A 13,098-nucleotide genomic window follows, 5' to 3' on the forward strand; every position below is an offset into this window, starting at 1 on the left:
ATTATTATGCCATCATATGCAGATCTGCCTTTACATTACGGCCAGGTTCCACCCTGGCTGGCAAAGCGGATGAGCCTTTTGGGCGGCGCTATTGTAGAGGCTATTGTGACAGACTACGGTAAAGGAGAAGTGATCAGAAAACTCAGCGATCCCTGCTGGTTCCAGGCGCTGGGCTGCGTGTTGGGTATGGACTGGCACTCGTCAGGCATTACCACCAGCGTAATGGGCGCCCTGAAAAAAGCAATCAATCCCCGTTCTGCTGAACTGGGTATCTATATCTGCGGCGGTAAAGGCCGCCACAGTAAACAAACGCCTGCGGAACTCACCGTCATTGCCAACAAAACCGGCTTACCCGGCGACCAGCTCGTGTACAGCAGCAAACTCACCGCTAAAGTGGATAATACCGCCGTCCAGGATGGCTTTCAGCTATACCTGCATTCCTTCATTTTGTCGGATGAAGGCGAATGGGCGGTAGTACAACAGGGCATGAATGATGCGAGCAGTATGGCAAGGCGCTATCACTGGCATTCGTCGGCCTTTCAATCGTATACGGAAGCACCCCATACTTTTATCTACGGACGTAACCAGGGCAGGATCCTCAACCTCACCGATTTAGAGGCCGGTACTACCAAAGCCGGGATCCTTCAGCTTACAAAAGAAAAACCGGTGCACCTGCTGCCGGAAATACGCAACCTCATAATGCCTTCCCATCATGATGTGAGAGCAGAAAACGTAAACCTGAAAAGATTGGGAAGTGTGCTGGCGCTGGCGCACGATACCAGTCCCGCTGATTTTGAAACCCTTCTGATGCTGGAAGGCGTAGGCCCCAGAACGCTGCAGTCGCTTACGCTGGTGAGTGAAGTAATTCATGGCACGCCTTCCCGGTTTGAGGACCCCGCCCGCTTTTCGTTTGCACACGGCGGCAAGGATGGTCACCCTTTCCCGGTACCCACCCGGATCTATGATGAAACCATTCATACCCTGAAAGAAGCGCTGCAAAAAGCTAAGATCGGGGAATCAGATAAGAAGGATGCCATCAGAAAGCTGTCGGTACTTTCGCAGCAGATTGAAAAAGATTTTGAACCAAATACCAATTTTGAAAACGTGATAGAACAGGAACGCCGCGATTCCTGGAGATATGGCGGCAGAACCGTTTTCGGGAAAGCTGTAAAACCATCAGCTCCCAAAAGCGGCGACCAGTTAACCCTTTTCTGAGCAGAAGATAAATAACGGAATCCATGATCGATTACAACACACTTACCGTTCCGGAAGCCACCATCATACAAAAGGAATTAAAAGATTCAGTAAAGATAACACCGTACAACGGCCCGTTAAACTATGTGGCCGGAGCAGATATTTCTTTCAATAAATTCAGCACTACCGTGTACGCCGGTATTGTAATGCTGGAGTTTCCTTCGCTGAAACCGGTTGGCTATAGTCTTGTAAAAAAAGAGGTGCTATTCCCTTACGTTCCCGGGTTCCTTGCCTTCCGGGAAGTACCCGCATTGCTGGATGCCTGGGCGCAACTGCCGGTAAAACCGGATATCCTGGTGGTAGATGGTCACGGTATTGCGCATCCGCGCCGCATGGGCATCGCCAGTCATTTTGGAGTGCTCACACAACAACCTTCCATCGGCAGCGCGAAGAAGAAGTTATTTGGTATTTATGAAGAACCAGGTATAGAAAAAGGCTGCTATACACCGTTAACAGATAAACAGGGACAACAGCTGGGTAATGTGCTCCGGAGTAAAAGCAAAGTGGCGCCTATTTTCGTGTCGCCCGGACATTTGATAGATATTCCGGGCAGTACAGCAGTCCTGATGCAATGCATAAAAGGCTACCGTTTACCCGAACCAACACGACTGGCACATAATGCGGTTAATCAATTCCGGACAAACATAATTTCTGAAGGCTGGACCAGCCTTTGAATAAGTGCGGCGACTAGAATTTTATCCACGCGATATTCGCTTTTTTCTCCAGCCCCTTTCGTGAAACCAACACCGTGGCATACATCCGCGTTTGTGCATTGTAGTCTGCCGCTCCCATCATACAGGCATATCCCTTTGTAACTTCCGGCGTACCGAAGAGAAATAACCGGTCCATCTTTCCTTTATAAAAACGGTAGCAGACAAAATTCGCGTCTGTTGCATATTTCAGGGGCTTACGCACTTTATCCTGTCCGCCGGTATCGAGGTATTGGAGATAGTCGTTGAAAAGTACAAAGGATACATCAGGCACAGGGATATAATCATACGACAACCACGTGTTGGTATTCAGCGCGGCGATCTTATTGCGGAATACCCATTCACTTTTACTGCGGCGTTGCAATTGAAAAGGCTCACAAACACCTGTGATCACCTGGTATTTGGAAACGGCCAGGGTGGAGTTCTCCCTTCCCGCCGTATCCAGTAGAGTGATCCCGATATCACCGAGATTGGTATGCAGTTTATTCAGCTGGGAATTACCCTGTTTAAAAAACGAAAGACTTTCCATCAGCAGCGTGCTGCTACCATCTTCGTTCAGGTGTAACCGTTGTGGCGTGCCTTTGTATTCTTCTTTGTAGTTGAGGTTCTGCTGCACATTACGTGAAAGCTCCGGAAACGACAGCTGCACGTGCTTCTTCAGTTTACCGGTAGACTCCCGGAAGGTATTCATCATGATACCCGTGTACCCTTCTTTTTGTTTGGAAGATACATAGAGCAGCATCCGCACCTGCGAAGCAGCCACCTGGACTTCTCCGCCTACATTTCCAAAGCCGGCCGTGTAATCCAGCACTTCATGTGCAAACGTAGCCGAATCGGGCGATAGCATAGAAAAGAGCACCTTCGCTCCTGCGTCACCGTCTTTTCGTTTGGCATTAAAACCCACTGTGCCTAGGTATACTTTTTCTTTTCCCTTCACCGCCATGTTGATATAACTGAAATAGCTATACGAAGAATCCGGCAGGTAAAACAATCCGCTGTTAATGATTTCATGAGCCGGTGAAAAGTGCAGTACCCGGATGCGTTCATGCACGCTGTCGTTTTTCTGGATAGGCGCTCCTGAAAACATGGCTACTGCATAGTAATCGCTGTTGGCATCTTTCTCTACATACATATCATGGGAAGCGAGGTTATCGTCTATAAATACGCTGCGATGCTGTATGGTAGGCAGTTCCCCCAGTTTATCCTCCCGCAGTAACCTTCCTGTTTCCCCATCCAGTATAAGGCGGAACATCACGGGATTGTATTTCACCAATTGTTGAAGAAACAGTACCGGCTGACCGTTTATTTCAAAGATGCCATCTATTTCAGTAGACTCCAGGTCGGCCGCATTCCACTGCTGCGCGTGTACCGTATCGGTTGCTTTCAGCGCCCGGGCGGTGTCATAAATATTTACCAGCAGCCCGTCCTTTTTGGAGAAATGCAGGTATACGGTGTTACCATTCTTCAACTGCATCAGTTTATCCCACCCATCCCCCGGCTCGGCAAAGTCGGGCCCCAGTGTTACCACCGGAACCTGGGCTATGGCGAAACTGCTGATCAGCAAAGCTCCAAAAAGAACGGGCCATCTCAAATAGTTCATCTTCTTACTAATTAATAATTTCAAATATATGAAATTATTTAAATTAATAAGATGAATACCTGGTTAGTGCCCTTCGTGCTCTCCGCTGTTTTTCAACTTGGCCAGCAGATCATAGGCCCCTGTCACCACCACATCCCCTTCCGGCGCGTCTTCCGGGAAGGTTACTTCGGTATAACCCAGCTCACTGTTGCCTTTCTTTATCTCCAGCATATTGAAATGAAAGGTGCTGTCTGCTCCTGGTTTCTTTACAAACACATATGCCTTGTTCTCAAAATTCACCACAGCCGCATCGGGCAACGCCTTTACGGCGGCAGCGCCGGTTTCAATCATCGCCTGCAGGTAAGTGCCCGGAAGCAGCTGCGTATCTTCTTCCTCCAGGTGGCAATGCACCCTTACCGTACGTTCCGGGCTTATTTCGCGGCCAATCAGGTGAACAGTGGCGGTACGCGGCGTAGTTTCATTGGCGAGCGTGAAACGCACCAGCTGCCCGATCTTTAGCCGTGGTACATCTTTTTCAAACACGGTCAGCTCCGCATGCAGATGCTCGGTATTTACAATGCGGAAAAGTATATCCGCCGGCGTTACAAACTGGCCCAGGTTAACATTCACCTGTGTTACATAACCGCTGATAGGCGCATATACATTGACAGTACGTTGAATATTCCCTTTTTGCAAAGCAGTAAGGTTGATGTTCAGCACCGACAATTTTTGCCTGAGTCCATTTTCTTTCGCCAATAGAGTTTGCCAGCTGGCTTTGGCCTGCTGCAGCGTTTTCAGGGCGTTTACATTTTCTTTGGCCAATTCCTGCTGGCGGTCGTGTTCCTTTGTGGCATACTCCAGTTGACTGTTTACTTCCAGGTAATCCTGCTGTAACTGGATGTAGTCGAGGTTTTCCAGTACCGCAATTACCTGCCCCTGTTTTACCGGCATGCCCTGCAACAGGCTGGTTTGTTTTATAAATCCACCCATCGGCACGGAAATGCTTACCTGTTGCTGCGGCGGTACATCCAGCAGGCCATTTACTTTCACGGCGCCGCTGATCTGCCGGTTCTCAGGTTTACCATAAGTGATCCCTGCTGTTTTAAACTGCGCGGCAGTCAGCTCTACAACACCGGCTTCTTCTTCATGATCATGGGCATCTGTAGTAGCGGGTGTTTGTTTGCTTCCACAGGAAACAAGTAAGAAGATGATAACGGTAAAGGCTATATGTTTTTTGAATAATTGCATGATGATATTTTTTTGTTGATGACCTTACTGCTGACCGGCCAGATAAGCCATATATAATTCTGCCTGTTTTACTTCATTGCGGGCCAGCAGGTATCCCTGCCGGGCGGTGAGCCCATGCTCCAGGTTAAGAAAGTATTCTGCATAGCCAATGTCTCCACTGCTGTATGATTTCTCAGATTGTTTCAAAAGCAACTCCACGTTTGGCAGCGACGTGCTTTCATAAAACTCCAGGCTGTTCCTGTTTTTGATAAACTGTTGTACTGCCTGTTCATACTGGGATTGCAGCTGTATCACATTATTATCAAACTGCAAACTGGCAGCCTGCTGCTGCTTTTCTTCCGCCCTTACTTTTGCTTTAAGTGGCCCCATCCAGATGGGCAGTGCCAGTCCAACCTGGAATCCCTGGAAACGGTTGCTGTTGGTGGCCAGCGGCGCGCCTGAAGCATTCAGCGGGGTGCCGATAAACGACTGGTTAAAATAACCTACCATGATATCCGGCAGTATCGCGGCTTTGAACAACTTCTTTTGCTTTTCCGCAATGCTTACCTGCTGTTTAAGGTATTGCAGTTGCGGATTGGCAGCTACCGCTGCGGAATCATTTACGAGGGAAAGCGTGGCATCCGGTATAGCCGTTTCCGTTATAGTAACCGGCGTAGTGATGCCCAGTAATGCCTGCAACCTGGCGGTATAAATTTTAAGATCCGCCTCGTTCTGACGCAGGGAGTTCTTTACTTCATTGAGCCGTCCTTCAGCAGCGATCTTCTCCAGCATCCTGCTTTCCCCGGTGCGGTAACGCAGATCCGCGCTGCGGGCAAAGCTGGTGAAGATGCTATCCTGCCGTGTGATCAGGGCTCTTACTTCCTGCAGGTACAGCAGCTGTACATATACCTGCTTCACCTGGTACACCAGTTCATTTTGCGTAACGGCTTTAAACCATACGGCTTTATCTACCTGCGCATTATTCAGTTCCTTCCTGGCGCCGAACACGGTGGGAAAAGGAATGGTTTGTGTTATGCTGTAGTTGTTATCATTCGCAACATAACTGTTTGTTTGTCCGTACTGCAGATTCACATCTGTTTTCGGGATCTCCCCGCTGGTGCCTGTCATTTTACGGTAGTAACCGATGGAAGCATCGGCAGATTTCAGTCCTTTGTTTTGCTGCAAGGCCAGCTGCACCGCTGTTTCCAGTGTCAGCGCCTGCGATTGCGCCACGGCCATCGCAGGTAACAGCAAGCCTGTTAATATCCAGATCTTCATAATGTATGTTTTGAAAAACCTTTCTCAAAATAGATGTATAAACAGGGCAACACCAGGAGGGTGAGCAAGGTAGAAGTAATCAATCCTCCTATTACCACGGTAGCCAGCGGACGCTGTACCTCCGCTCCTGCGCTGGTGGCCAGGGCCATCGGTAAAAAACCGAGCGACGCCACAAAAGCCGTCATGAGTACCGGCCGTAATCGTGTAGCCGTTCCATTTAGTACCACGCTGTTCAGGTCCTGCAAGCCGGACTGTTTCAACCGGTTGAACTCTCCTATCAGCACAATGCCATTTAATACGGCTACACCAAACAATGCAATGAATCCTACCCCGGCGGAAATACTAAAAGGCAAACCGCGCAGCATCAACGCAAAAACGCCTCCTATGGCCGACATCGGGATGGCGGTAAATATGAGCAGCGATTGTTTTACAGAGTGAAAAGTAAAATAGAGCAAGCCGAAAATCAGCAACAACGCCACGGGTACGGCAACGGCTAAACGCCGGTTGGCTTCTTTCAGATTTTCAAACTGCCCTCCGTACCGGATAAAATAACCCGTCGGGAGTTTTACCTCTTTGCCGATAGCTGCTTCAATCTCTTCTACCACGCTGGTGATATCGCGGCCTCGAACGTTAAAACCAACGATGGTACGCCTTTTCGCATCTTCTCTTTGCACCTGGTTGGGACCGGTCGTCATTTTCACTTCCGCTACTTCCTGTAGCGGCACCTGATTACCGGATGGCGTGGTGATGTACAGGTTTTGTACATCCGCCAGCTGCTGCCGGCTTTGCTGATCCAGCCGCAGTACCAGGTCGAAACGCTTCTCCCCTTCATATACCAGTCCGGCACTCTGACCGGCGAAAGCGGTGTTAATAGTTTGATTAATGGTGGCGATATCAAGTCCATAACGGGCTATCTTGTCCCGGTCGGCTGTTACCACTATTTGTGGCAGCCCGCCGGTTTGCTCTACGTACAGATCTTTGGCGCCGGGTGTACGGTTCACAATGCGGCCTATTTTATCGGCCAGTGAAGCCAGCGTGGCGAGGTCTTCTCCAAAAATCTTAATCCCTACATCCTGCCGCACGCCGGAAATCAGTTCGTTGAACCGTAACTGGATAGGCTGTGAAAAGCCAAAACTCACACCAGGTATGGCCTCCAGGGCTTCCTGCATTTTATTGGCCAGTTCTTCCCGGCTGCTGGCACTGGTCCATTCTTTCCTGGGCTTTAGTAAAATGGTAAGGTCGCAGGCTTCCATCGGCATGGGGTCTGTGGGTATTTCTGCGGCGCCTATTTTGCCGATCACTTCTTTTACTTCAGGAAATTGTTTCATTAATATACCGGAGGCCAGGCTCACTTTGTCGATTGTTTCCGACAGGGAGCTACCGGTGAGTAGCCGTGTCTCCACGGCAAAATCCCCCTCTTCCAGGGTAGGAATAAATTCTCCCCCCATCTTACCAAATAAAAATAATGCGATCACAAAAAGCAGTATAGCCGCTCCCGTTACCAATGCCTTTGCGCGCAATGCGCCCCGAATAACGGGGTCGTATATACGCTGAAAGAAGCGCATGAGGCGGTCGGCCACCGTAACTTTATTATCCAGGTTTTTACTCAGCATCAGCGCGGACATCATGGGCACATAGGTGAGCGACAGGATGAAAGCGCCGAGGATGGCGAAAGAAACGGTTTGCGCCATAGGCCGGAACATCTTACCCTCAATACCGGTTAAGGCAAGTATAGGCAGGTATACGATAAGGATAATGATTTCACCAAAGGCGGCGGTGCTGCGGATCTTGCTGGCAGCCTCAAATACTTCGGTGTCCATTTCCTGCTGTGATAAGCGTACCAGTTGCCCGGTTTTATTTCTCCCGGTAAGATGGTGTAATGTGGCTTCTACTATAATTACGGCGCCATCTACGATCAGCCCGAAGTCGATAGCACCCAGGCTCATCAGGTTACCCGACACCCCGAACAGGTACATCATAGAAATGGCAAACAACATCGACAAAGGGATTACAGAGGCTACAATCAGCCCTGCGCGCAGGTTCCCGAGGAATAGTACGAGTACGAAAATAACAATGAGTGCTCCTTCTACCAGGTTCTTTTGTACCGTGCCCACGGCCCTGCCCACAAATTCGCTGCGGTCCAGGAAAGGTTCTATTACCACACCGGGTGGCAGGGTTTTCTGTATCTGCACGATCCTGGCTTTCACCGTTTTCACTACCTCGTTGGAGTTTTTCCCTTTCAGCATCATTACAATACCGCCAACGGCCTCTCCGTTTGCATTGCGGGTGAGCGCACCATAACGAACCGCGTCTCCCAGCTGCACGGTAGCAATATCCCTTATCAATACGGGCAATCCATCCGGCGTATTCTTCACCACTATCTTTTCTATATCCGCCAAACTGCTGATCAGTCCTTCGCTGCGGATGAAGTAAGCGTTGGGTTTCTTGTCGATATAAGCGCCACCGGTGTTCTGGTTATTCCTTTCCATGGCGTTGAACACATCGGCTATGCTTAAGTGATGACTGCGGAGTTTGTCGGGATTCAGCGTTACCTGGTATTGCTTCAGCATCCCGCCAAAGCTGTTTACTTCAGCTACCCCCGGCGTTCCCAGCAGTTGCCGTCTTACATACCAGTCCTGTATAGTACGCAGCTCGCGGGCGTCGAACTTTTCTTCATATCCTTTCCGCGGATGCAGCACATATTGGTATACTTCCCCCAGGCCGCTGGAAATGGGCGACATTTCCGGGGTGCCGATGCCGGGAGGTATATTGGTTCTGGCTTCGCCCAGTTTTTCATTCACCTGTTGGCGGGCCCAGTAAATATCTACATTATCGTGAAATACAATGGTCACCACCGACAGCCCAAACCTGGAAATAGAGCGTACTTCCGCCAGTTCCGGTATTACTGCCATTGTTTGCTCAATAGGAAAAGTGATGAGCCTTTCCACTTCCTGCGCCGCGAGGGAAGGCGATTGTGTAATCACCTGCACCTGGTTATTGGTGATATCCGGTACTGCATCCACCGGTAAACGTAATAAGGAGTATACGCCAAATGCCGCCAGGGCACACGTAAATATCCCTATCATTAATTTGTTCCTCACAGAGAAACGAATGATCTTATCCAGCATGATTGATTCAATAAGTAATAAAATGACGTACCATAGCCATATCTGCACCGGTAAAAGGCACGGATATGCTCATAGCAAAAACATCTGTAAAACGGATTAAACCAGCTGTGGGGGCTGCCAGATATTATCTGATAAGGAAGGAAGCGGATTAACGGGCAACAGCGGGTAATCTATGATGATCCGTTGCGCCATAAAATAAACGGTGACTGCCACACCGGGAGTGGCCTGTACATTGCAGCAACTGCATACGCACAGCGGCGAGCAGTAATCCGGTTGTGTTTCGTGATCGTGGGAAGTGGTGAGTTGTACCGCCATGCTGCTGTTTGCCGGCTGGTAGTCGTTGCAGGGAATGCACGACAGCAGCAGGATATAACAGCTTAGTATGTAAAGTAACCACTTCATCTTTACAAATGTAAAAATTAAACTTAAAACCCCGCCGGAAAAAACTGCATCGCAGTTGCGGCTGAGATGATTTTATATTACGATTTGTACTTAAATTAGCCGCATGAATTGCCTGATAGTAGACGATAATAAGCTGGCACGTACCGCCATGAAGCAATTAGCCAGTCATGTGGAACAATTACATGTGGCAGGTGAATGCAGCAGCGCTATGGAAGCATATAATTTTTTACAGAAAGAAAAGATAGATCTCCTGTTGCTGGATATAGAAATGCCCGGTATGAGTGGCCTGGAGCTTACCCGCAACCTGGGGAAGAAACGTCCGGTGATCATCTTTACCACGGTAAAAAAAGATTATGCAGTAGAAGCGTTTGAGCTGAATGTGGCCGACTACCTGATTAAGCCGGTACAACCCGCCCGTTTTATCCAGGCCATTGAAAAAGCCCGCGAAATCGCCGACAGCAACAACCGCGAAATACAGGTGTCTGATACCGAGTTTGTATTTATACGTGATAATGGTGTTCTGAAGAGAATAAAAACAGAAGACATCCTTTTCCTGGAAGCAATGGGCGATTATGTAAAATTAAATACCCCGCAGAAATTCCACGCCATCCATACCACACTGAAAGCGTTGGAAGAGAAACTGCCTGCTGGTAAATTCATGCGTGTGCACCGGTCTTATATCGTAGCGCTCGACAAAATTGAGTCTATTGAAGATGGCACCATCATTATCAATAAAAACGCGATTCCCGTAGCAGATGCTTACCGTTCTGCACTGAATAATAAACTGAACCTCCTGTAGCTCAACGACACTTTCCCCTTTTTGACCGATAGCTGCTGCCTGTTGGGCCATTAGTATTACCCTCACTTTTGAAGTGGATGTACCTTTAGGTCGTCAAACAATTGATCACTAAATAAAATATACAACCATGAAAAAGTTTGGTATTGTAATCGCCGCAGCTATGTTGTTTATGAGTGCATCATCTTTTGCACAGACCACTGCGCCTAAAAAAGAAACAAAAAAAGAAGCGACTGCAAAGGCGCCTGCTCACAAAACACATGCGAAGCATCATCATACAGCAAAACCTGCTGCTGCTCCGGCTGCACCCAAAGCAAAATAATCACATTGCTTTGTCAACATAATTAGCCTCAGCGAATTATCACGCTGAGGCTAATTATCTGAAGGAAGGAGCAATAAAATTGCTACTTTTATTGAACCGGCTTTCCTATATCAGCGTTTATATGTACTAAACTGTCATGCAGCCTAAAAGAATCAAATATTACCTCCTCGGCCTGTTCATTACCGGAATGATATTATTTGTGGTGCTGCAATTCAACTCCGCCAACAATATCCATAAGCTGATCAAAGGCAATGAGCAGCTGTTACAGGAACTGAATGTAAAGAACGAACTCCAGAAGCTGCAAACCAATATGGCCAAAACCGACAGCAAGGTACGTGGCGCAGTTATTTCCCAGGACACTATTCATATTACCGGCATTGAAGCCGAAATAGCCATTATTAAGGCAGATCTTAAAGAGATCAATAAAATCATCAAAAACGACAGCACGGAGAAACTGCTTACCCAGCTCAACTACCTGGTAGATGAAAAGAACACCTTTAACCTGATGGTGCTGGATACTTTTTACAGCCAGGGTAAATGGGCCGCTGAAAAATTAATCAACAACCAGAAAGGAAGGCGGCTGGGCGAAGCCATCAACGGTATTCTGCGGCAACTGGATACCACCCGGCAATCGGAGGTGAACCGCACTACCCACCTGATAGACAGCAGCGGGCAAAAAGCCCAGCGCTGGGGCACCGTACTGGTGTTCTTTGCCTGTTTAATGAGCCTGCTCGCATTTTTATATATCACCAGCCGTATCCACCGGCAGGAACAACTCATAGAAGCACTGGATGAATCGCAGCAGCAGGAGAAAAAACTGGCCACCATAAAAGACCAGTTCCTGGCTAATATGAGCCACGAAATACGGACTCCCATGAATGCGGTGCTGGGTTTCACCAACCTGCTTAAAGCGCAACCGCTCAACGATAAATCCAAAGAATATGTAGGCGCCATAGAAAGCGCAGGCCAGAGCTTACTGGAAATCATCAACGACATCCTGGATATCTCCAAAATAGAATCCGGTATGATGCGCATAGAAGCTACCTCCTTCAGCCTGCGCAGCGTGCTGCATGGCGTAAACACCATGTTCAAACCCAAAGCCGAGGAAAAACAACTCCGGCTGGCTGTTACCATCGACGAAGAGGTACCGGATATTTTATATGGCGATGTAATGCGGCTGACACAGGTGCTGGTGAACCTTACCAGCAACGCCATTAAATTTACCAGTGAAGGTGAAGTACGCATACATGTGGCGAAAGTATGGGCAGAAGAGAATGCGGTTCGTATATTATTCACCGTTAGTGATACCGGTATTGGTATTGACCCCGCTATGCAGCAACGCATCTTCGACCGCTTTCACCAGGCGGAAGCCGCAACCACACGTAAGTTCGGCGGAACGGGTCTGGGGCTCACCATCGTAAAACAACTGATAGAATTACAGAATGGTTTTATTTCCGTGGAAAGCAAACCCGGCGAAGGCGCTACCTTCAAAGTAGAATTGCCCTATACATTAGGTGAGTCAATATCAGAAGAAGGACATCATTATTTTACGGAGAACGACCAACTCCCCTTACATCCCGATGTGCGGCTGCTGGTGGCAGAAGATAATAAGATGAACCAGAACCTGCTGCGTCACTTGCTGGGCAGCTGGCAGTTGCAGTATAAAATTGTGAACAATGGCAGGGAAGTATTGCAGGCATTGGACCGGCAGCACTACGACCTGGTGCTGATGGATATCCAAATGCCTGAAATGGACGGCTACACTGCCGTACAGGCCATCCGGCAGGAGCTGCACTCCACTATTCCCGTAATTGCCATGACCGCCCATGCCATGGCCGGAGAGCGTGAAAAATGCCTCCAGATGGGCATGAATGAATATATCTCCAAGCCCATTATTGAAGAGGACCTGTATAAGATGATCCAGGTATACATCGGCAAACTGCCGCCCCGGGAGTTACCAGCTGTTTATCACCTCCCAAATGAAAATGGCACACAGCATCTTATCAACCTGAATTATCTCCACGATCTTTCCAAAGGCAACAGCCACTTCGAAAAAACGATGCTGGAGCAATTCATCGCGCAACTGCCAGAAGAATTATCATTGCTGAAACAGGCGGTGGTAGCGGAAGACATTCCCGCTATACGTTCCACTGCACACAATCTGAAAACAACCGTATCCTTTATCGGTTTGCAGGATCACCTGTATCCTATCCTGGAACCGCTGGAAAAACTACAGGAAAACAACTATCACCCCGGTATGGTGGCCAGCCAGTTCAATACCCTGAAACAGCTGTGTATACAGGCTGTACAGGAGGCAATCCACATCCTGTTATAATTCCCTGCTATATATTACCGTACATTTTTCCCTGTTCAACGACAGTAATTCCCTGTTCACCGAAACA

At 48.5% G+C, this 13,098-nt stretch carries 10 protein-coding genes; 5 read left to right on the forward strand and 5 right to left on the reverse strand.

Features of this window, described 5'->3' with window-relative positions; genetic code table 11:
* Positions 1-6 precede the first annotated feature (6 nt).
* Both PV783_RS30970 and nfi read left to right on the forward strand, forming a co-directional pair.
* Positions 7-1,215: a DUF763 domain-containing protein gene (locus PV783_RS30970; protein ID WP_420990744.1), complete on the forward strand. Its 1,209-nt coding sequence runs from the start codon at positions 7-9 to the stop codon at positions 1,213-1,215.
* A gap of 23 nt (positions 1,216-1,238) precedes the next feature.
* Positions 1,239-1,928 carry a deoxyribonuclease V gene (nfi, locus tag PV783_RS30975; RefSeq protein ID WP_420990745.1) on the forward strand — a complete coding sequence of 230 codons (690 nt, stop codon included), beginning with the start codon at positions 1,239-1,241 and terminating at the stop codon, positions 1,926-1,928.
* A gap of 13 nt (positions 1,929-1,941) precedes the next feature.
* Here the strand turns inward: nfi and PV783_RS30980 are convergent, their stop codons facing one another.
* The 5 genes from PV783_RS30980 to PV783_RS31000 all read right to left on the reverse strand — a co-directional run bounded on the left by PV783_RS30980 (position 1,942) and on the right by PV783_RS31000 (position 9,578).
* Positions 1,942-3,564, reverse strand: coding sequence for a hypothetical protein (locus tag PV783_RS30980; protein WP_420990746.1), 1,623 nt, complete (start codon positions 3,562-3,564; stop codon positions 1,942-1,944).
* Between the two features lie 63 nt (positions 3,565-3,627).
* A complete protein-coding gene (locus PV783_RS30985) occupies positions 3,628-4,791 on the reverse strand; it encodes an efflux RND transporter periplasmic adaptor subunit (RefSeq protein WP_420990747.1) in 1,164 nt (387 codons plus the stop codon).
* A gap of 24 nt (positions 4,792-4,815) precedes the next feature.
* On the reverse strand, positions 4,816-6,048 hold the full coding sequence (locus PV783_RS30990; RefSeq protein WP_420990748.1) for a TolC family protein: 1,233 nt from the start codon (positions 6,046-6,048) through the stop codon (positions 4,816-4,818).
* Positions 6,045-9,176 (reverse strand): efflux RND transporter permease subunit, encoded by a 3,132-nt coding sequence (locus tag PV783_RS30995; protein WP_420990749.1) that lies wholly within the window; start codon positions 9,174-9,176, stop codon positions 6,045-6,047. Before PV783_RS30995 ends, PV783_RS30990 begins: the two co-directional genes overlap by 4 nt.
* 96 nt (positions 9,177-9,272) lie before the next feature.
* Complete coding sequence (locus tag PV783_RS31000) at positions 9,273-9,578, reverse strand: DUF6660 family protein (protein WP_363436162.1); 306 nt, start codon at positions 9,576-9,578, stop codon at positions 9,273-9,275.
* 103 nt (positions 9,579-9,681) lie between these two features.
* On the opposite strand from PV783_RS31000, the gene PV783_RS31005 reads away from it, so the two are divergent.
* The 3 genes from PV783_RS31005 to PV783_RS31015 all read left to right on the forward strand — a co-directional run bounded on the left by PV783_RS31005 (position 9,682) and on the right by PV783_RS31015 (position 13,031).
* On the forward strand, positions 9,682-10,377 hold the full coding sequence (locus PV783_RS31005) for a LytR/AlgR family response regulator transcription factor (RefSeq protein WP_420990750.1): 696 nt from the start codon (positions 9,682-9,684) through the stop codon (positions 10,375-10,377).
* Between the two features lie 127 nt (positions 10,378-10,504).
* The gene (locus tag PV783_RS31010) at positions 10,505-10,696 is read left to right on the forward strand and encodes a hypothetical protein (protein ID WP_079471920.1); all 192 of its coding nucleotides are present in this window, start codon (positions 10,505-10,507) and stop codon (positions 10,694-10,696) included.
* Positions 10,697-10,832: 136 nt separating this feature from the next.
* Complete coding sequence (locus PV783_RS31015; RefSeq protein ID WP_420990751.1) at positions 10,833-13,031, forward strand: ATP-binding protein; 2,199 nt, start codon at positions 10,833-10,835, stop codon at positions 13,029-13,031.
* The last annotated feature ends 67 nt before the right edge of the window (positions 13,032-13,098 follow it).

This window comes from Chitinophaga sp. CC14, from assembly GCF_048957795.1.
Taxonomy (GTDB): Bacteria; Bacteroidota; Bacteroidia; order Chitinophagales; family Chitinophagaceae; genus Chitinophaga; species Chitinophaga ginsengisegetis.